Genomic DNA, 20,310 nt, shown 5'->3' with positions numbered 1-20,310 from the left:
GAGCGGGGTTGTTGTAAGCTAGGAAGCCAAAAAGCTAAACAGCTGAAAAGTATCTGATATGGTGAATGATGGTTTTATCCGAAAGAAAGTCGAATCGCTGACCCTGGGAGAGAAGTTGAAGAAACTCCGCCAGCAGTACCGCATGAGCTATACCGAGATCGCCAAGGCAACTCGGATTCAGGCGAAGTATTTGGAGTATCTTGAGAACGGGGAATACGGGAAGTTGCCAGCCGAGGTGTATGTCAGAGGGTTTCTGAAGAGCTATGCGCGGCATCTCGGCCTCGAGGAGGGTGCGTTTTTGAAGTTGTATGACAAAGAGCGACATATCCGGATGAACCTCGGCCATGAGCCAGGGCCCAAGGAATCGGTCCGGTATCCGGCAATGAACGCATGGATCATCACCCCGCGGACTTTGCTCGTCACGCTCCTCGTGCTGGTCCTCGGTGGGACGTTTGCGTATCTGTTTTCTGAATTTCGGAGCTTTGTAGCTGAGCCGCGTCTCGTCATCAGTGACCCGATCTCAGGTGCTACAATAGACGGGTCTGTCATCGCCCTGCGTGGCCAGACCGATCCCGGGACTGTTGTTACAGCGAATGGCGAGCCGGTTTTTGTCGGGAGTGCGGGTGAGTTCAATGAAGAAATCACTCTCCAACAGGGTATGAACCGCATCGTCATCCGGGCGACCAACCGGTTTGACAAGACGAAAGAGGAGACTGTGGCGATCGAAAGCCGAACGGAGAGCCATACTTCTGAACCGGCCGTGACAGAGACTCACCTGCCAGGCTTTGTGTTCACAGTCCGTGCCGTCGCGGAGGCGGTGGATGTGACTCTTGCGAGCGGTGAGACAGTGTTGTATAGTGGCACCTTGCTCCCTGGGAAGGAGCAGCGGTTTGCTGGCCTCATTGATCCAGTGCGACTGTCGACCGACGATGCGTCGCACACGGAGACAAGTTTCGATGATGGTCCAGCTGAGCTGGTTGGGAAAGAAGCCGTCCCCGTCAGTGGGAAGATATATACAAAGGATGCGGTCAGTGCTAATCCATAAATCCACATGTGTATGGCCAAGGAAAAAGCAGTCAGTAATGGGAGGAAGAGCGTCGACGCGGTTGTCGACGAGATCAAGGGAAGTTCGGTGAGGGGATGATCATGAAACTCGGCGATGTCCGGAAGGTGGATGTCGAGGCGATTCCGACGGGATCGCTGTCGCTCGACATCGCGCTCGGTATCGGTGGCGTCCCGCGCGGCCGTATCGTCGAAGTCTATGGTCCGGAGTCTTCAGGCAAGACGACCTTGACGCTGCACACGATTGCCAATGCCCAGAAGGCGGGGGGTGTTGCAGCCTTCATCGATGCGGAACATGCACTCGATCCGGAGTATGCAAAGCGCATCGGCGTGAATGTAAACGAACTGCTTATTTCTCAGCCGGATTCAGGCGAGCAGGCGCTCGATATCGTCGAGACACTCGTGCGTTCGAACGCCGTCGATATCATCGTCGTCGACTCGGTCGCCGCGCTCGTGCCGCGGGCGGAAATCGAGGGGGAGATGGGTGATCAGCATGTCGGCCGGCAAGCGCGACTCATGAGTCAGGCACTCCGGAAATTGACCGCTATTATCTCGCGCTCCAATGTCGTCGTCGTTTTCATCAATCAGTTGCGCATGAAGATCGGCGTCATGTTCGGCAATCCCGAGACAACGACCGGCGGCAATGCGTTGAAATTTTACTCATCCGTCCGGATCGAAGTCAGGAAGAGTGCTCAGGTGAAGAAGGGTGAGGAAGTCGTCGGCAATCAGGTCAATGTGAAAGTTGTGAAGAACAAAGTGGCCCCGCCGTTCCGGACGACATCGTTCTTCATCATGTACAACGAAGGTATCTCGTGGAGCGATGACGTGCTCGATACCGGGGTGAAATATGAAGTCATCAAGAAGCAGGGGAACACGCATTCCTTTGGTGAGGTGAAGCTTGGCGTCGGCCGGGAGCAGACACGAGCGTTCCTCAAGGAGAATCCGAAAGTTGGCAAAGAAATTGAGAAGGCTATCTGGAAGCGGGTAAAGGAGATCGAAGTCGAGTCTTCCAAGTAGGAAAACAGGAAAAGAGGCTCATCCGAGCCTCTTTTTGTATGGGGTATAATAGGAACATGCATATCAAAACAAACAAGCATTGCTTGGTTTTCTTTTCTTGTCTCTCCTGATGCTGGGCAGCATCGTTTCTTCGGCTCCGCCAGTTTTGGCTGCCGCTGATTCGGGTGAGATCAAAGATGATATTTCCGATGTCGAGAAGAAGCTCAAGGCGGCAGAAGCCAAAAAGAAAGCGCTCGAATCCGAACTCGCCGGCATCAATGCCTCGCTCTCGTCGACGCAGCGCGCGATCGCGGAAACACAGATCAAGATCCAGCAGGCGGCGAATACCATCGAGCGGAAAGAAGCCGAGGTTGCTTTGCTCGAAGAACAGATCGTAGATAAGAAGGAGCTCATCACTGGCCTCATGCGGGAATTGTACTACCAGGGGGAGTGGCCTTTGCCTCGTGTCCTGGTCGCCGAGGAGCGGTTCACGGATGTGGTCAATGATCCGGACAAGCTCTTGACTGTCGGAGAGAAGATTTCTTCCATGCTCGAATCGCTCTCGCTGACTCAGGCAGATACGGAATCCGAAAAGCTCTCACTTGAGGATGCGAAGAAGGATCATGAGACGCTCCTTCAGAAAAAGGCCATCGAGAAGAATGTACTCGTTTCTGATCAGCAGGAGACGCTTGAGGATGTCGAAGATGTCGCCAAGACGGTGTCTCGTCTCCAGAAGGAGCTGAATGAATTGCAGAGCGACTTGAATGCCTTGACAGGCGGGTCATATGATGCAGGGGACATCAAGGAAGCCGTCACCTATGCCAGTGGGAAGACCGGTGTCCCGAAGGGCTTCCTCATGGGGATGCTGAAGATGGAGACCAACCTCGGAAAAAACGTCGGTGGTTGCACCTATGCCGAGGTGGAGAAGGGAGCGGAAGCACGCTACAAGTCAGGGAAACTTTCCAAGGCTTCCTGGGCGACGTTTCAGCGTCGACGCGAAGTCTTCAAGTCGATCACGAAGGAACTCGGTTACGATTACAAAAAGAAAAAAGTTTCCTGTAATCCGAGTGGCTACACGGGGACCGGCGGTGCGATGGGGGTGGCGCAGTTCATGCCGGACACCTGGATGGGGTACAAATCCCAGGTCGCGTCAAAGACCGGACACAATCCGCCGGACCCGTGGAACCTGACCGATGGCGTCATGGCGATGGCCACCAAATTGTCCAAGACGCCGGGTGTCACGAGTGGCAGTCGGAGTGCCTGGAAGAAAGCAGCCGCCTCCTACCTCGGCACGAGCTATGCCCCCTATATCAACGGCGTCCTCTACTGGGCGGACAATTACAAGAAACTGTTCTGAGGATGAGTTCTGAGGCGACACCACACCACCCACTGCGCCAACGGGGTTCAATGTCGAGTGATCTCGGAGGAGGATTAGAATCGGACAGGGCAATACTCTCGGAGATAGGTTTCTTGAAAGCATCAGAGTTCTTGGGGGAGCTTCTTGACTCGCTATCCTGATTTTCCTTATACTGTGTCCAGAGTTCTTTTTCGTGGCGAAGAGTCGAGGGCAGCGGAGAGAGTAGAAACATGGTTCTCCTTTCCCTGCTGTTCTCGGTTGTATCGAGGCAGTTGGCGGCGCAAGCCTCTCGTGAAGCATGTAGTGTCCCAGCGGGTGCATCTTCCAGAGGTTCTGCGTCATTTCGTTTTCATCAGTCTCTAAAGGAGAGGCGAGTATGAAACACAGAATCAAATCGGCCCCTCGGGGCTCCCCGGCATTGCGCTTCGAGAATGGCGCCAAGGCGATGTCAAGCGCGACTGTCCACCGGCAACACGAGCAGACCCACGATTCGCCGCATTCGGGCGTGAATGCAGGTGCATCCGGCCAGGTCGACGCTGCGCGAAGAAGCTGAATAACATCGGCAATGGTCTCGTCCTCCTCAGGGCGAGACCCGAAGTAAGCAGTACCATGCCCCGAGGATCGATTCGATCCCGGGGCAGCATCATTTCTCCACAGGTTGCGGGCGGCATCACTCAGGAGAGTCACTCATGACTAGCGCCTTGCCAAGGTCGGGATTATCGGCTACACTCTGGAAACAACTGAGAAAGTCCGAGAGATTCCCGCCTGTGAGTCCTGATCCGCCAGCTGGCGGGGAAGGGTCTGAACTGGATAGGAGTCCGCCCGTCCCACTGACTTTCCCGATTGTTCTTGGGTTTTTTATTTATACTGCAGAGTAACCACATAATCAGCTGATCTAGTATGCGCGAGTACGAACTATTTTATTTGATCGGAGAGAGCAAGGAGCCGAGCCTCGATGCGATTCGAACCGAGGTCGAGGCAATCTGTCGCGAGGAAGGAGCAGAGTTTCTCGCGCCAGAGACTCAGGACAAGCGCAAGCTCGCCTATGAGGTCGGAGATGAGACACGGGGTATCTATATCGCCCGCCGTTTCACATTGCCAGACAAGAGTGAGCTCTCGGCGAAAGAGTTTGAGGTTGAAATGGCGAAGGGTGATGCGATCACGCGGATGAACCGGAAGTTTGCGTTGTCGAAGACCGTGCTACGCGTGCTCATCATGCGGGCGGACACGTTGCCGGAACTGAAGCCGATCGAGCGGACCGAATACACGAAGAAAGACCCGCGCGCCCGGGGCAACTTCCGTCGCGAACGGCCGACAGGTGATGCACACAGTGCGACCACATCGCCAGCACCTACCCCAGTGGCACCTGCCAAAGAGGCGAGCAAAGAGGAAATCGATGCTCAGTTGAAGGCAAAACTAGATATCTAATTCATTGTGCTCTCTGCGCATAACATAATTCTTAGCAAACAAGGCTATGAACGTGAACAAAGTCATCCTCGTCGGTCGACTGACTCGTGATCCGGAGATCCGCACGACACCGACGGGGCAGAGTGTCGCGACTATCGGCATGGCGACCAATAATTTCTGGACGGACAAGGGTGGTCAGAAGCAGGAGAAGACTGAATTCCACACCGTCATCCTCTGGGGGCGGCAAGCAGAGATCGCCGGGCAGTACCTGACCAAGGGGCAGGAGTGCTTCATCGAGGGGCGGCTCCAGACACGCGAGTACACCGCCAAGGACGGCAGTCAGCGCCGCGTCACCGAGGTCGTCGGCGAGACTATGCAGCTTGGTTCGCGAGCCCAGGGCGCATCGGCGGGTAGTGCTCCGCGGCCACAGTCGAGCGGTTCGGCCGCAGCGCCCAAGAATGCTGCACCGATCAATGAAGAGGAGATCCCGACCATCAATCTCGACGATGAGAAGGAAATCAAGATCGAAGACGTCCCGTTCTAACCGCTACTCTCCCTAATCCCTCACCTCTGAATTTTTATGACCCTCGACCAAGACTCACGAAAGAAGCTCGGCCGCATCGACTACAAGGATGCATACTTTCTCCGGCGCTTTCTCAATTCCCAAGGCAAGATCTATCCACCGAAGCGTTTCGGTTTGACTTCGACGGAGCAACGCAATCTCTCGCTCGCGATCAAGCGGGCGCGGTTTATGGCGCTGATCCCGTACGTCGTGAAGTAACTTACTACCGACAACCAACGACTGACAACCGACAACGAGATATGAAACAGTTTCGGTTTCTGGAATGGCCAGTATATCGCTCGGCTCAAGAACTATTGCCACGATACTGAAACTGGTTCGTGGATTGCCGAAGGAATATCGTTACGAACTCGGTAGCCAGCTCGTCCGCTCGTCATTATCAGTAGTGTTGAATATCGCTGAAGGAAGCGGCAAAGCATCGGACAGAGAGATGAACCGCTTTCTCGAGATCGCTCTCGGCTCGCTCTACGAAACGCTTGCAGCCGTTGAAACATTCAAAGAGATGAAACTGGTTGATGAAGATGAATTTTCCCAAATACGTGAGAGGGTGAGCGTGATAGCAAACCAAATCGGTGGTTTCAAGAAGAAATTGGATTCATAAATTGTAGGTCGTAGGTTGTGAGTTGTCGGTTTAAACATATGCTCAATCTGACTGAAATTAAAACGGGTAAGAGGATTCTCTGGAACGAGGAGCCGTATGTCGTCGTGGAATACCAGCACAGCTTTCTCGGCCGCGGCGGGGCGGTGATGCGGACGAAGTTGAAAAATCTGCTCTCGGGCGCGATCATCGACTACACCTTTCAGGACAAAGATAAGGTAGAGGAGGCGGAAGTGGCGAAGTCGAAGGCGCAGTACCTCTATCACACGGGCGACGAGTACTCCTTCATGGATATGGCGGACTATGACCAGTTCACCCTCGACAAGGATACGCTCGGACCATTGGCCGAATACCTCATCGATGGGACGGAAGTCACGATGCTGAATTGGAACGGCCAGCCGCTCAATATCGAGCTCCCCATCAAGATGACCTTCACCGTCGCCGATGCCCCGCCGGGGCTCAAAGGGGATACGGCTTCGGGCGGGGACAAGGTCGTGACGCTCGAGACAGGCATGACACTCACCACCCCACTCTTCATCAAGACGGGAGACCGAGTGATCGTGAATACGGAAAAGGGGACCTACGTCTCGCGAGCTTAGACCCGATCGGGATAGGCTTTGAGGCGAGAGAAATCAGAGCTCCAAAAAATAGCCTCCGCTCGCCAGGAAACGAGTGGGTTTTCCTTTATATAAGCCAAGAGAAGCCTTGCTAAGTGGGCCGAAAAACCGTATACTGGAACCAGTGTTCGTGAAGGCAAGTACCTTTCTCCGATGCATCTCCACACCTGGCTCAACATCCTTCGGCTCACCCTGCTCGCGGCCCTCGGCGTCCTCGGCGTTTTCATTTTTGGAGTCGATCCGGTGACGCTTACGATCGCGGGACAAGGGCTCTTTTTCTTCGCATTGTGGCTCTTGGTGGCGGCTGGTGTGACACTCGGGCTCCTCTCGCTCGCCAGTCGATTCCTCGATGAATCAGCGGCACGAGCCTATCTCCCCGGTGCCGTGCGCCAAGGTGTGCTCGTCGGAATTTATGTCGCTAGCCTGGCCCTCGCCCAATTCCTCGGTTACCTGGTCTGGTGGGTGGCGCTCCTTGCACTGGCCCTCATCCTCCTCCTCGAATTCACGGCCCGTCAATTTCATCGCTCATAGTTTCACTACTCTCATATGGCCAAACCAAAAACCGTAGACAGCAATTATAATGCGAAGTCCATCCAGGTCCTGGAAGGGCTTGATCCGGTGCGGAAGCGTCCCGGTATGTATATCGGCGGCACCTCGCCCGAGGGTCTGCACCATCTCATCTGGGAAGTCGTGAACAATTCGATCGACGAGGCGATGGCTGGATATGCGACGGACATCGTCGTGCGGCTCCTGCCGGATAATTGGGTCGAAGTGATCGACAATGGTCGCGGCATCCCGGTAGAGATCCACCCTCAGACCAAAAAATCCACGCTTGAGACGGTGCTCACGGTATTGCATGCCGGTGGTAAGTTCGGCGGCGAGGGCGGCTACAAGATCTCCGGCGGCCTCCATGGTGTCGGCGTATCTGTCGTGAATGCCTTGTCTCTCCACACGCGCGTGACCGTCGAGCTGCAGGGCAAGATCTGGGTACAGGAATTCAAGCAGGGTAAACCAAAAGCGAGCGTGAAAGCGATTGGCAAGACCGATAAGACTGGTACGACAGTGGCGTTTCAGGCTGACCCGGAAATCTTCCCGGAAATCGAATATTCTTGGAGCAAGATTCTCGAGTATGTCCGTTATCAGGCATTCCTGACCAAGGGTGTGAAGATACTCTGTGAGGATCGGCGGAAGGTTGTGACCGAAAAGGATGAGCACCTCGCCGTCCGGCACGGCTTTTACTTCGATTCAGGTATCATCTCGTTTGTGAAGTTTCTGAACCGTGGTAAGGATGTGAAGAACGACATGCCGTTCTATGTCGAGAAGACCGTCGACGATATCTTTGTCGAGGCGTCGCTTCAGTATACGGATAGTTTCAAAGAACACCTGTTTTCGTTTGCCAATAATATCGTGAACCCGGGCGGCGGCACGCATGTTACCGGATTCAAGATGGCACTGACTCGCGTCATGAATGACTATGCGAAAAAGAACAACCTGATCAAGGAGAAGGAAGGGGCGTTTTCCGCCGAAGATCTCCGTGAGGGACTGACGGCCGTCGTCTCGGTGAAGCTCGCGAACCCACAGTTCGAGGGACAGACCAAGGACAAGCTCAATAATTCCGAAGTCCGTGGGGCAGTGCAGTCCGTCGTCGCCGAAGCCTTTGCTGACTATCTCGAGACACACCCGAACAATGCACGAGCCATCGTCGACAAATGTGTTCTGACCGTCCGTGCTCGAATCGCCGCTCGTGCTGCCAAGGACGCGGTCATTCGAAAAGGCGCGCTCGAGGGCATGACCTTGCCGGGCAAGCTTGCTGACTGCTCGAGCCGGGATGCGAGCCGATCCGAAGTGTACATCGTCGAGGGAGATTCGGCCGGTGGCAGTGCCAAGCAGGGGCGCAACCGCGAGTTCCAGGCGATACTGCCTTTGCGCGGCAAATTGGTGAATGTGGAGAAGACGACAATCGACAAGGTCGTGAAGTCGGATACACTGAAGCCGATCATCATCGCACTCGGTGTCGGGATCGGTGAGACGCTCGACATCTCACGCCTCCGTTACCACAAAGTCATCATCATGGCGGACGCCGACGTCGACGGTTCGCATATCCGGACGCTGCTCCTCACATTCTTCTACCGCTACTATGAATCCCTGGTCCGGGGTGGGTATATCTATATCGCACAGCCGCCGCTCTATCGTCTCCAGAAAGCGAAAGACATCCGATACGCCTATACCGAAGAAGAAAAGGATCGCGTCGTCGAAGACATGAAGGCGATCGCGGAAGCGAACAAGACTGCCAAAGCGGCCAAGAAGAAAGTCGCCGAAGCGAAGGAAGAAATTGTCGCCGAGGTCCCGGAGAACGCTGAGGCCAACAGTGAGGGCGGAGAAAACGTCTTCGGTATCAATATCCAGCGCTACAAAGGTCTCGGAGAAATGAACCCGGAGCAGCTCTGGGAGACGACCATGGATCCGGATCGTCGACTGATGCTCCAGGTCACGATTGATGATGCAGAGGAAGCCGATCGCCTCTTCGATGTCCTCATGGGCAATGAGGTCGAACCGCGCCGTCGCTTCATCCAGACGCATGCGAAGAACGTAAAGAACCTGGATGTGTAAAGCGCTTCGATTATGAAAGGCCATGTCGTACCACTACCCGCAGGTGCCCCGAAAGAGGGTGAGATCTATCGTCACTACAAGGGTGACTCGTATCGTGTGAAGTCTCTCGCCTTGCATTCCAATGATGAGGAGTGGATGGTAGTGTATGAACCGCTGTATGAGCATCCGGATGCGCCGCTCTTCACCCGGCCGCTCCGTGAGTGGCGCGAGATGGTCGCGTGGGAGGAAAAATCAGTCACGCGCTTTACCCTCGCTTGACCTACAAGGGGAGAGAGTTCGAAAAGCTTTTCATATTGACGAAATGGGGGGAGGCGAGTAGAGTACGGATTCCTTGAAATCAAGGACGAGTTCTTCAACCAACCGAAAGGGGTGACAAAGTGAGTACTGTTACGATCTCGAGTGATCTTGTCCTCCGTGTCGTCCGGACCGCGGACCAGGTCCTAGCGAAGGCACGGGAGATGGTGCACGCGGGTGGTCGACCGGATTGTTCGGGAGGTTACCTAGCCTGGACTTTTGCTGACGGCACGCCGATCATTGCTGGTCTCATGTGGGGCGAAATGCCACTCGAAAAGACAGCGAAGCGCCAAGAGTTCGCGCTCGAAAAACCGACCCGTCTTGCTCTCTACAACCTTCACCTCACGAGCTACCGGACACGCAATCCCAAGGCCACGATTGTGATCGACGGCAAAGAGGTGCCATGTCCGCGTTTTGGCGGGGCGATCCGAGCGGGTAAATATCTGCTGTCATTCTCTGGCTTCCCCGAGAAGTGGGACGAAGCGGCGATGTTCGTTCTCGCCATCAAGCTTGGCTGGATCAGCCGGGAGACGGTCTTCCGACACATTAGTCCGAAGCGTAATCCGCACCTGCGGCCACTCCTCGAAGCGTGTAATTGGACGGAGTAACAACCCAAACGGTCGTAAAGATTTCCGAGAGCCTGACCAGCTCTCGTATTTTTTTGGATTGGGGTTGACCCAAGGGGTTCCTTTTGGTACACTGCTTCTCGCCACCACACCAATGAAACGCTTGTCGATGGGATAATCCGAGGGTGTCGGAGCGGGCTATTGGTGTGGTGGTAAACTCGAAAATTGCTGTTGCAAAGCATTTTTTGCTAAAATAACAGCATGAAACCCAATCTCGAAAATCTGAAGGCACTCGTCCGTTGCCCCGTCTGCAACAAGGAGTACCGGCCGGCCAAGATGCTGCTCCTCGATCAGGAAGACAAGCGATCGACCTTGCATCTCACCTGTGAGGCTTGTGGTGCCTCGACCCTCGTCTATGTCTCGATGTCGCCCGTCGGGGTCATCTCCATGGGGGTGCTGACGGACCTGGAGCAGAGCGAGGCCAAACGGCTCTTCAAAGGTGAAGCGATCTCGAGTGATGAAGTGCTGACGGTCCACCAGTTCCTGAAGGAACATCATGGCGGTGTCGACGAACTCATCCGTTAGACAAGCCAGAGCAATTTTTGTAAACTGATCGATACCTATTTATGGACATCTTGAAACTGAATGTGCTCGAACGAAAGGAATCAGGCAAGGCACTCGCGAAGCTTCGCAAGGACGGTCTCATCCCGGCAGTTCGGTATGGGCATGGCAAGGATTCGGTGAATCTCTCGGTCCCATACATAGATTTTTCAAAGTTGTATAAAGCGGCGGGTGAAAGTACGCTTGTCGAACTTTCTTTTGCTGGGCAGAAACCGGTGAATACGCTTATCCATGATGTCCAGGTTGACCCGCTCTCCGGGCGTTTCACCCATATCGACTTCTACCAGGTAAACATGGACGAAGAAATCGAGACGGAAGTCGCACTTGAATTCGTCGGTGAGTCTCCGGCGGTGAAGGCACTCGGCGGCGTGCTCATCCGGAACCTCGATGAAGTGAAGGTAAAGTGTCTCCCGAAAAATTTGCCCCACTCATTTGTTATCGATCTTGCTCAGCTCGTGGACTTTGACAGTCAGGTGAAAGTTTCCGATATTCCTTTGCCGGAGGGTGTGGAGATGCTCGACGCTCTCGATGCGATCGTCGCGACGGTCATGCGGCCGCGCACCGATGCCGAGATGTCGTCCCTCGAAGAAAAAGTCGAGATGGATGTGACCAAGGTGGAGGGCGTCGTAAAAGAGACGCCGGAAGGGGCGGCTCCAGCCGAAGGTGGCAAGGTGGACGCCAAGAAAGAGGAGAAGAAATAATCTCTCCCTTCTCAATCTAGCAAAGAAGAGGCCCGCTCGGGGCTCCTTCTTTATTCATTGACAAACCGCTTGAGAAATGTAACTATCAGGCGGCCCATTTTACTCAGAGGAGGAAAGTCATGGGAATAATCGGTAGGACCCTTGTCAAGGGGGTAGTCGCGCTGTCAACGGGCATCTGCATCGTGATGGTTTCGGTCATGGTTGGCTACGTGGTCTATGACCACAACATGGCGGCCGGGGAAGTGAGCCAGTGGGCGGAACTCCAGGCTTTGTTCATGGGGACAGCCGCCTATCTCGGCATCATCTGGGGGATCCTGTGGGTCAGCGAGGAGACGAAGTCCATACTACACCAGGTACTGACCTTCATTTTTTTTACCACTGGTCATCATCGTTGTCACCGCGTTCGTCGCAGTGCCGATCGGCCTCAGTCTCTTCATCCTTGCCATTATCGCGGCACTCGCGGTCTACAAAGTAGTATTCCACGAGGCAGTACAGCAACGGACAGTCTGAAAAATTTGCGCCACGCGCATTAGCCGACAGCTCCCCACTGTCGGCCTTCTTCTTTGCTTGGATTGACAGGACGGCCCACTCGCGCTAGGGTGGGGGGAAAATAAAACGGTCTCTATGAGAAGTGGCTTGGAGTATAGGCTTCCGCCGAGAGCGTTCGGGTGATACCCTCCTATCACCCGTCCCTTGCGAAGTCAGGCCTGTGCAAACAGACTTTTCTTCGGCTGTCGGCGGAATCCTGTTCTTCAAAGACACTATTAAACCGGCCATCGGCCGGCTTTTTTTGTCCACTCTTATTTCTATCGAATCAAGTCGCGAGGCGGGATCGGAGTACTTTCTCCATCTCGGTGAACAGCGCCTCGAGTTTCGTGTATTCTTCGTCCGAAAGATGTCCGAGCACATAGTCGTGGCTCGGGATGCCCGCCCGCACCGATACGCCTGGCTCTCGGAGCGTTTCGGGCGGGCAGACACCTTCCACTTCTGCGGGCCGGCCGATGCCGAGGCGGATACGGAAGAAATCCTGAGTCCCGAGCGTGTCGATGATATCCTGCACGCCATTGTGTCCGGCAGCGCGCGATGAGTCGGTGGTACGGAGCGTGCTGGGTGCGATGTCGAGATCGTCGTGAATGACGATGAGTGTATCGATTCCGAGTTTGTAGTAGTCGAGGATAGCGCGGACAGACCGGCCGGATTCATTCATGAAGGTCGTCGGCTTGGCGAGGATAAACTTGTTTCCCTCTTGCATCACGGACGAGAGGTCGGCGAAAAATTTTGCTTCCGGCTGGAACGCAGGCGCGTCGAACCGTTCCCGGAGCCAGTCGAGTGCGAGAAAACCGAGATTGTGGCGAGTCCGTACGTATTCTGGTCCGGGATTGCCGAGGCCGACGAGGAGGGTGGTCATAGACTGGGAAGTGAGGGTGTTTTCTGAGGGGTGAGCGGTTCTTGGAAATCCGTATCGCCGAGGGAGGAGTCGGCGCGGTCAAGCGTGGGGAGAGTGAGTGTATCAGTTCTGAGGTAGAGCACGACGAGGTCTGCTTCGTCTGAGAGTACCCGAGTATCAGGCGGCAGCGTCCCTGGTGTGAGTCCGTAGCGGGCGACGAGACTGTCGAGCGTGTATGGCGTCCGGAGACCGCTCGTATCTTGTATCATAGCGGTTCCCTGGTTCGCATCCAAACAGCTGTCGCTTTGGAGTTTTACTGATTCGGCCGGGAAGGTCTCGCGGATGTCAGCAGCGAGTGCTTCGGCCCCAGCGCGGTACCGCGGGGAGGTAAGGATGACGATCCGGGCGGATTCGTGTTCCATCTCAGTCCGACGCTGCTCCCGTTTCCGTTCTTCGAAGAGGTGCGCGGCGACATCGTGGATTTCGTCCCATGTGCCGCTTCGGGGGACGAGGATAAAGGCGCGGAGACCACCTGATTCGATATGGCTGACCCGCAAGAGGCTTTCTTTCTTCCATGCATCGACGACGACGGTCGAGATATTTTTCGTATCAAAGAGGCGGGCGAGCTCGATGAAACGGCCGATCGCTTCGGGCGGGATGTCGGTGGTGATGCTGTCCCCGAGGCTTTCGAGAAAACCGGAAAGCGCGAAGGGGTTGAGAAAAGTGGGAATGGACCAGGCTTTTTCTCGGACCGCCTGCATCGTCGCTTGCTGTCGTTTGGCTCGGCCGAAGTCACCTTCGGGGTCATCGTGGCGTTCTCGCACATACTTCAAGGCCGTTTTACCATCGAGTTTCTGCCAGCCTTTCCGGAGCTCAAAGGTTTCATAACTGTAATTCTTGCCCGGATAGCGTTCATCATGAATATCGCGCTGGACGTCGACTCGGATGCCGCCCAGGGCGTCAATCATGCGTTCGAAACCATCGAAATCGATCATCACAGAGTAGTGGATCGGGAGGCCGGTTATTTCGGCGACGCTCTTGCGCAGGATCTCGGTGCCGACACCATCATTGATCCCGATCTGATAGAGCGAATTCAGTTTGGTCGAAAGTCCGGTGCCGGGAATCGGAGCGAAGAGGTCGCGGGGGAGTGAGAGGAGTCCGGCACGCTTCTTCTCCATATCGAGCGAGAGGAGCATAACAGTATCGGTCAGGTTGCGGCCGGGGTATTGTTCGCCAGCGCGCCCGAGGAGGAGGATGTTTATCCGACCCTCTGATTCGCCGGAGAGCGCTTGGCCCGTGCCGAGGAATGAGTCACCGATGATGCGCATCCCCTGGAAGAAGGAGAGTTCATGATTTTCGAAATGGAGGGACTGTGTGAAGCGAGTGCCGATGACGATCGAGATACCAGCGACGACGAGCACGATTCCGAGAGCGATGATCGGAAGAGCGTGCCGATGGGAACGGTGCTCCAGCCGTTCCGGGGCTTCGACGGGGGCTTGCCCGAGCGAGAAGCCCTTGGGTCGGGATGTGGCCAGATTTTTCTCGGTCTGATTCGGGTGCATTGCTTTGAGTAAGCCTTATTTCGCTCTTGATTTCGGGTTGAATTGGTGGTACAATCGGGTTGTTTTATTGTCGGTATTAGCTTGTTGCTTGTTCGGCCACTTCAACGATAGCATCTTTATCCTCCCTTGGCCCTTTGATTCTTCGGACTACCTATGTCGGAAAAAATATCTGTCTCTACGGCGTCGACTCCGGTCGAACCAGATGAAGAGTACCTCTCAACGAGCGCGTTGTTACTCGAAATGGTGAAGATCCTCGTCTTGGCCGCGGTCGTCATTATACCGATTCGAGCCTTTTTGTTCCAACCGTTTTTCGTTCAGGGGTCGTCGATGGAGCCGAATTTCGATGATGGGGAGTATCTCGTCATTAGTGAGTTTGGACTGAAGCACACGAAAATCCCGCTGGTAAATATCGAGACCAATCCGTTCCGCGATCTCAGCCGTCAGGAACCGATCGTCTTCCGTTTCCCGCGTGATCCATCCCAGTTCTTTATCAAGCGAGTCATCGGCCTGCCAGGAGAAACCGTCGAAATCAAGAATGGCAGAGTATATATTTACAACCATGTACATCCGGACGGCTACGCACTCGATGAATCCGCCTATCTCGATGCTGCCGTGAAAACTTCAGACTTAGGTGCCACCAAGGTCGCCGACAATGAATACTTTGTCATGGGTGACAATCGAGCCTTCAGCTATGATTCGCGCGTCTTCGGTCCGATCAAGAAAACAGCGGTTATCGGGCGGGTGCTCCTCAGAGCCTGGCCAGTTTCCGAACTGACGCTATATTGATGCCCGCAGGTGTTTCAATAGTCCTATTTTAATCCCACGCGTATGGCCAAGACAATGAAGACAAAGGAAACGAAGAAGACCTCGGCTACGAAGAAAACGAAAGCCTCGGTTCGGAGTGTCGCGCCCGCCCGGAAAGCGGTGCCGCCGGCGGTATCTGAATCAGCCAAAAAGGTCGCTCCGACGTCGGTGGTGCCACAGGAAGAAATCCTCCTCCAGGCACTTCGCGGGATGCGGGATATCCTGCCGGACGAACAGCCGTATTGGGAGCGGGTGCGCCGTATCCTCGGACATGCTCAGCTCGAATACGGGTATCGCCGTATCGATCTCCCCATGGTCGAGTTTGCTCATCTCTATCTCCGGACGCTCGGCGAAGGGACGGATATCATCGACAAGGAGATGTATGTCTTCAATACGCGTGGCGGCGACCGGGTCGCCCTCCGGCCAGAAATGACGGCAGGATTATGCCGTGCCTATATCGAGCACGGGATGAGCGTCTTGCCGAAGCCGATCAAGCTGTTCTCTATGGGGTCGCTCTTCCGCTACGATCGTCCACAGGAGGGGCGTTACCGTGAGCACACCCAGGCGAACTTTGATGTCTTTGGCGAAGAGGATCCGATCCTCGATGCCCAGGTGATCCAGCTCGCGTTCCGTGTGGTCCGCGATCTCGGGCTGAAGAATATCGAGTTTCAGGTGAATTCCATTGGGACGCCGGAATCACGCCGCGACTATGAGAAAGTACTTGTCCGATACCTGGAGAGCCAGAAGCACCGGCTCTGCCAGAACTGCAAAGAGCGTCTCGCCACCAATCCAATGCGCATCCTCGACTGCAAGGAGGAGAAGTGTATCCAGATCACGACCCATGCGCCGCAGTCGCTCGACTATCTCGATCAGGAATCCCGCGACCACTTCAAGCGGCTTCTCGAATACCTCGACGAGCTTGAGCTTCCGTATGTCATCAACACCCGTCTTGTCCGTGGTCTCGATTACTATACGCGCACTGTCTTCGAGATCCGCTCAACCGACAAAGAGGGGCGGACCTACTCGCTCGGCGGCGGCGGCCGCTATGACCGTCTCGTCCAGGCGCTCGGCGGCGAAGCGACGCCCGCCATCGGCTTCGGTCTCGGGCTCGATCGCATCATCCTGGAGATGAAGCGTACCCAGGTGAAGCCGTATGTGGAGCCGAAACCTCGAGTTTTTCTCGCTCAGCTTGGTGATATGGCCAAGAAGAAATCACTCCGACTCTTCGCCGACCTTGAAAAAAATGGTATTCTCATCGCAGAATCGTTCGGTCGTGGGACTCTGAAGTCGCAGCTCCGTGTCGCGCACCGCATCGGCGTCGAAGTCACTATCATCATCGGACAGAAAGAGGCGCTCGACGGCACGGCGATCGTGAAGGACATGGTCTCCGGGACGCAGGAGACGGTCATACAAGACAAGCTCGTCGAAGCCGCCAAGAAGATCCTGAGAACTAACACGGCACTCATGGGACCCAACGGCATCGCCCTCCCGAAGCCGGATGAGGACGACGAAGAGGAAGAGGAAAAGGAACGTCTCGAAAAAGAGAAGCGCAATAAAGCCAAGGAATAACCCATCATGAAGACGGTCTTTGAGAAAATTCGCGACCGGGAAATCCCCAAAGAGTTTCTCTACGAGGATGATGAGATCATGGCTTTCTACGATGTCGCCCCGATCGCCCCTGTGCATGTGCTCATCGTCCCGAAGAAAGTAATTGTCTCGATCGCTACCCTGGCCGATGAAGATGTGCCGATGGTGGGCCGGATGTTTCGGGTGGCGCGCGATGTCGCCCGAGACTTGCAGATTGCAGAAAGTGGGTATAAGCTGCTCTTTCGCGTGGGGGAACATGGGGGACAGGAGGTGCCGCATCTCCATCTCCATCTCATTGGTGGCGCGCGACTGACGGAGAATATTCGCCCTGTGTAATCCGGCTCTGGCCGGTCCGCTCGGCGGAATTACACAGGGTAAACCCCGTGAGATAAAAGAGGTATCCCGTGTCTGTGTCCGTTCTGTGGAACGAACCCGAGCACGCGAGCTCTCTCGAAGAGTAAACGCGTAACAGAGAAAGGAGGTCACTATGATTCACATCAAACGAAAAGAGAAGGAAACCGCGGAAAGTCTCATCCGGCGTTTTTCACGCCGCGTCCAGCAGTCGGGCGTGTTGAAACGTGTCCGTAAACTCCGTTTCCGCCAAGAGGAACAGAGTCGTCCCAAGCGCCGCGACGAGGCGCTCTACAAAGTGAAGATCAGGAAAGAGATCGGTCGCTTGAAAAAGCTTGGGAAGTTCGATGATGATGCGCTGCGTGACATCAAGAAGAAGATTCGCTAAGTCTTTTGGATTCGGCGGTCCGCTTTGTCGCTTTCTGCGCCGTTCGCTTGGCGTATGCCCCTGATACGCCTCGCTTACTGCTCAAAAGCTTCGCGCGTCCCATCGAAATCTTCAAAGGCCCTGTCAAAACTCTATGTCTCTCATTACACAGATCGGCGACGAACTGAAGCTGGCGATGAAGGCCGGGGATACGGTGAAACGCGATACGTTGCGTTTCCTTCAGAGTGCCGTGAAAAATGTGGCGATCGAAGCCCGTACCCCAGTCACGGAGCTTACGGATGCTCAAGTCCAAGACGTCGTGAAGCGGCTGGTGAAGCAACGGAAAGACAGTATCGAGCAGTACCAGGCCGCGCAGCGCGAAGACCTCGTGGCGAAAGAATCAGCCGAATTGGCGCTCATCCAGGGTTATCTGCCGGCGCAGCTGTCGCGTGAGGCGGTGGCCGAGATCGTCGATCGTGTGCTCGCTGGCATGCCGGGTGTCACAGCGAAAGACATAGGCCGTGTCATGGGAGCCGTGATGAAAGAAGTGGCCGGCCAAGCCGATGGTGAAATCGTCCGAGAGCTCGTCTCGGCCAAACTCCACTAGGTATGCGGATCCAGCTGACGCTTCGGGGAGAGGAGGCGCTCCATGGGCTGACGGCATTTTTTCTCCGCAAGGTGATCCGTGAGACCCTGACCCGATCCTTCCCTCAGGTATTTACACCGGACCGGACAGCTATCATAGATGTCGCCTGTGTCACGGATACAGAGATCGCCAAGCTCAACCGTGACTACCGGAAGAAAACGCAACCGACGGACATCCTTTCCTTCGGCCATTTCGAAGGACTGACCGCATTGCTCGCTCTACCAAAGAAAGGAGCGATCGACCTCGGTCAAATCATCCTCTCGCCCGAGTTCATCGCTCGTTCGGCCAAGGAGGATGGTGTATCATGGAAGCGTGAGTATACATACGTGCTTTCCCACGGCGTGCTTCATCTGGTCGGATTCGATCATGAGGAGCGGATGTTTGATATCCAGGACGCGGTGACGGATGTACTCGCGCCTATTATTCCAGAGCCGATGCAATGAGTCCGGTAAGTATACAAAAATTCGTTCGCAGTTTCCGGCACGCTCTCGCAGGCATTGCGTATGCAATCCGGGAAGAGCGGAATTTTCATATCGAGCTCGCGATCGCTATCGGGGTGGCTTTTTTTGCCTGGTATTTCCCACTTTCCTCTGACGAACGGGCGATCCTGACGCTTGTTATCGTGCTGGTTCTCGCGCTCGAGCTCGTGAATACGTCGTTCGAACGGATGCTGGATATGACGAAGCCACGTATTCACCCGTATGTTCGGGTGATCAAGGACCTCGTCGCCGGATCAGTGCTCATCAGCGCGATCGGAGCGGCCATCATCGGAGCGCTCATCTTCCTGCCGCATATCGTCTAGCCAAAGGTCGGTGGCAGGGATGTTTTTCTTCCTGTATAATGAGGCGCATGAGTGGCACTGGTGGCTCTCTTCTTTTGGTACGGTTTGATACTTATGGCGAAAACACATTATACTATCGGCCTCGACATCGGCTCGGCGACTGTCCGGGCGGTTATCGCCGAATTACCGCGCGATGACGGTCCCGTAAAGGTCGTCGGCGTTGGGGCAGTCCCTTCGGTGGGTATCCGGCGGGGCATCGTCGTCCAGCCTGAAGAAGTCGCCAAATCGATCAATGCCGCGCTGGAAGCCGCCGAACGGATGGCCGGGGCCGCGGTCGACAGCGTCGCCTGTTCGGTTTCGGGAGCAGACCTCTTTGCCCAGTCAGCGATCGGCGTCATCGCCGTCGGTAAAGCGGATGGCGAAGTGACGGAAGACGATCTCGGCCGCATCGTCGAGGAGACACAGGCGCGTACCGTGCTGGGCCCCAACAAAGAAATCCTCCATGTCGTCCCGCAGCACTATCGCCTCGATGATCAGGGTGGGATAAAGGATCCGGTGGGCCTCCGAGGTGTCCGCCTCGAACTCTCGTCACTCGTCATCGGGACGGGCAGCAATCATCTGAAGAATCTGGTCCGCAGTCTGGAGCTCGCCGGCATTTCCGCGCATCACTTCATCGCCGAACCGCTCGCTTCCGCCGAAGCCATCCTCTCGGCCAAGCAGAAAGAACTCGGGGTGGTCATGGTGAATATCGGTGCCAACACGACGTCGCTCGCCGTCTTCGAAGACGGAGATCTCCTGCATCTCGCTGTCCTGCCGGTTGGTGGGAGCCATATCACCAATGATATCGCGATTGGTCTCCGGATCTCGATTGATGTCGCTGAAGCGGTGAAACTGCAGTACGGCCACGCGATCCCTGCCGAGGTGGGGAAAAAAGAGGCGATCGATCTCTCCGAATTTGACTCGCAGGAAATGGATGAGGTGTCGCGGTACCATGTCGCCGAGATCATCGAAGCGCGGCTCGAAGAAATTTTCCATTACGTGAATCTCGAACTCAAGAGCATCCAGCGTGAGGCGCTCTTACCGGCGGGGGTCATGCTCACGGGCGGGGGTATCCTCGTCCCGGGTGCGGTGGAGCTCGCGAAGCGGCACCTTCGGCTCCCGGCCCAGATCGGTTATCCGAAGCCCTTGGGTGGCATCCTCGATCATGTGGACGGCCCGGCTTCGGCCACGGTCGTCGGACTACTCCTCCTCTCGCTCGAGGAAGGGAATGTGCATGAGCGGTTTTCATTGGGAGGTGCTTCGCAGCTCATGCAGCGCTTGCCGGGTGACTGGGGTGATCTCGCCGGCAAAGCCAAAGGAATTTTCCGCCGCTTTCTCCCGTAACCCGAGACTCGGCTTTCCGAGAAGTTTTACGAA

25 protein-coding genes are annotated in these 20,310 nt (G+C 55.4%); 23 read left to right on the top strand and 2 right to left on the bottom strand.

Features of this window, described 5'->3' with window-relative positions; all coding sequences use genetic code 11:
- The first annotated feature begins 58 nt into the window (after positions 1-58).
- The 15 genes from IPJ68_05055 (at position 59) to IPJ68_04985 (ending at position 11,942) form a co-directional block, all read left to right on the top strand.
- Complete coding sequence (locus IPJ68_05055; GenBank protein QQR78417.1) at positions 59-1,045, top strand: helix-turn-helix domain-containing protein; 987 nt, start codon at positions 59-61, stop codon at positions 1,043-1,045.
- 95 nt (positions 1,046-1,140) lie between these two features.
- Complete coding sequence (gene recA, locus IPJ68_05050; protein QQR78416.1) at positions 1,141-2,079, top strand: recombinase RecA; 939 nt, start codon at positions 1,141-1,143, stop codon at positions 2,077-2,079.
- Between the two features lie 145 nt (positions 2,080-2,224).
- Positions 2,225-3,415, top strand: a complete 1,191-nt coding sequence (locus IPJ68_05045) for a lytic murein transglycosylase (protein QQR78415.1) — start codon at positions 2,225-2,227, stop codon at positions 3,413-3,415.
- A gap of 900 nt (positions 3,416-4,315) precedes the next feature.
- The gene (locus tag IPJ68_05040; protein QQR78414.1) at positions 4,316-4,843 is read left to right on the top strand and encodes a 30S ribosomal protein S6; all 528 of its coding nucleotides are present in this window, start codon (positions 4,316-4,318) and stop codon (positions 4,841-4,843) included.
- 46 nt (positions 4,844-4,889) lie between these two features.
- A complete protein-coding gene (locus IPJ68_05035; protein ID QQR78413.1) occupies positions 4,890-5,366 on the top strand; it encodes a single-stranded DNA-binding protein in 477 nt (158 codons plus the stop codon).
- Positions 5,367-5,402: 36 nt separating this feature from the next.
- Positions 5,403-5,603 carry a 30S ribosomal protein S18 gene (locus IPJ68_05030; GenBank protein QQR78412.1) on the top strand — a complete coding sequence of 67 codons (201 nt, stop codon included), beginning with the start codon at positions 5,403-5,405 and terminating at the stop codon, positions 5,601-5,603.
- Positions 5,604-5,667: 64 nt separating this feature from the next.
- Positions 5,668-6,003, top strand: a complete 336-nt coding sequence (locus tag IPJ68_05025; protein QQR78411.1) for a four helix bundle protein — start codon at positions 5,668-5,670, stop codon at positions 6,001-6,003.
- Between the two features lie 38 nt (positions 6,004-6,041).
- A complete protein-coding gene (gene efp, locus IPJ68_05020; protein ID QQR78410.1) occupies positions 6,042-6,599 on the top strand; it encodes an elongation factor P in 558 nt (185 codons plus the stop codon).
- A 171-nt stretch (positions 6,600-6,770) separates the two neighbouring features.
- Positions 6,771-7,148: a hypothetical protein gene (locus IPJ68_05015; GenBank protein QQR78409.1), complete on the top strand. Its 378-nt coding sequence runs from the start codon at positions 6,771-6,773 to the stop codon at positions 7,146-7,148.
- 15 nt (positions 7,149-7,163) lie between these two features.
- On the top strand, positions 7,164-9,227 hold the full coding sequence (gyrB, locus tag IPJ68_05010) for a DNA topoisomerase (ATP-hydrolyzing) subunit B (GenBank protein ID QQR78408.1): 2,064 nt from the start codon (positions 7,164-7,166) through the stop codon (positions 9,225-9,227).
- 12 nt (positions 9,228-9,239) lie between these two features.
- Entirely contained in the window at positions 9,240-9,485 is a 246-nt protein-coding gene (locus IPJ68_05005) for a DUF1653 domain-containing protein (GenBank protein QQR78407.1), read from the top strand.
- 119 nt (positions 9,486-9,604) lie between these two features.
- Entirely contained in the window at positions 9,605-10,129 is a 525-nt protein-coding gene (locus IPJ68_05000; GenBank protein QQR78406.1) for a hypothetical protein, read from the top strand.
- A 219-nt stretch (positions 10,130-10,348) separates the two neighbouring features.
- Entirely contained in the window at positions 10,349-10,672 is a 324-nt protein-coding gene (locus tag IPJ68_04995) for a hypothetical protein (protein QQR78405.1), read from the top strand.
- A gap of 41 nt (positions 10,673-10,713) precedes the next feature.
- Positions 10,714-11,409: a 50S ribosomal protein L25 gene (locus IPJ68_04990; GenBank protein QQR78404.1), complete on the top strand. Its 696-nt coding sequence runs from the start codon at positions 10,714-10,716 to the stop codon at positions 11,407-11,409.
- 119 nt (positions 11,410-11,528) lie between these two features.
- Entirely contained in the window at positions 11,529-11,942 is a 414-nt protein-coding gene (locus tag IPJ68_04985) for a hypothetical protein (protein ID QQR78403.1), read from the top strand.
- A 281-nt stretch (positions 11,943-12,223) separates the two neighbouring features.
- Here IPJ68_04985 and IPJ68_04980 read toward each other — a convergent pair whose 3' ends face one another.
- Positions 12,224-12,817 (bottom strand): aminoacyl-tRNA hydrolase, encoded by a 594-nt coding sequence (locus tag IPJ68_04980; GenBank protein ID QQR78402.1) that lies wholly within the window; start codon positions 12,815-12,817, stop codon positions 12,224-12,226.
- A complete protein-coding gene (locus IPJ68_04975; GenBank protein QQR78401.1) occupies positions 12,814-14,358 on the bottom strand; it encodes an LCP family protein in 1,545 nt (514 codons plus the stop codon). Before IPJ68_04975 ends, IPJ68_04980 begins: the two co-directional genes overlap by 4 nt.
- 153 nt (positions 14,359-14,511) lie before the next feature.
- On the opposite strand from IPJ68_04975, the gene lepB reads away from it, so the two are divergent.
- From lepB to ftsA, 8 genes are all read left to right on the top strand, one after another.
- Positions 14,512-15,144: a signal peptidase I gene (lepB, locus tag IPJ68_04970; protein QQR78400.1), complete on the top strand. Its 633-nt coding sequence runs from the start codon at positions 14,512-14,514 to the stop codon at positions 15,142-15,144.
- A 42-nt stretch (positions 15,145-15,186) separates the two neighbouring features.
- Entirely contained in the window at positions 15,187-16,731 is a 1,545-nt protein-coding gene (locus IPJ68_04965; protein QQR78399.1) for a histidine--tRNA ligase, read from the top strand.
- Between the two features lie 6 nt (positions 16,732-16,737).
- Positions 16,738-17,085, top strand: coding sequence for a histidine triad nucleotide-binding protein (locus IPJ68_04960; GenBank protein QQR78398.1), 348 nt, complete (start codon positions 16,738-16,740; stop codon positions 17,083-17,085).
- Positions 17,086-17,236: 151 nt separating this feature from the next.
- A complete protein-coding gene (locus IPJ68_04955; protein QQR78397.1) occupies positions 17,237-17,488 on the top strand; it encodes a hypothetical protein in 252 nt (83 codons plus the stop codon).
- Positions 17,489-17,621: 133 nt separating this feature from the next.
- Complete coding sequence (locus IPJ68_04950) at positions 17,622-18,074, top strand: GatB/YqeY domain-containing protein (GenBank protein QQR78396.1); 453 nt, start codon at positions 17,622-17,624, stop codon at positions 18,072-18,074.
- A 2-nt stretch (positions 18,075-18,076) separates the two neighbouring features.
- Entirely contained in the window at positions 18,077-18,556 is a 480-nt protein-coding gene (gene ybeY / locus IPJ68_04945) for an rRNA maturation RNase YbeY (protein ID QQR78395.1), read from the top strand.
- Positions 18,553-18,915: a diacylglycerol kinase family protein gene (locus IPJ68_04940; GenBank protein ID QQR78394.1), complete on the top strand. Its 363-nt coding sequence runs from the start codon at positions 18,553-18,555 to the stop codon at positions 18,913-18,915. Before ybeY ends, IPJ68_04940 begins: the two co-directional genes overlap by 4 nt.
- Before the next feature lie 93 nt (positions 18,916-19,008).
- Positions 19,009-20,277, top strand: coding sequence for a cell division protein FtsA (ftsA, locus tag IPJ68_04935; GenBank protein ID QQR78393.1), 1,269 nt, complete (start codon positions 19,009-19,011; stop codon positions 20,275-20,277).
- Positions 20,278-20,310 lie beyond the last annotated feature (33 nt).

This window comes from Candidatus Moraniibacteriota bacterium, from assembly GCA_016699425.1.
Lineage (GTDB): Bacteria > Patescibacteriota > Minisyncoccia > Moranbacterales > UBA1568 > SSEF01.
The sequence above is the reverse complement of the archived record's forward strand: the minus strand, read 5'-3'. Positions and strand labels throughout refer to the sequence as shown.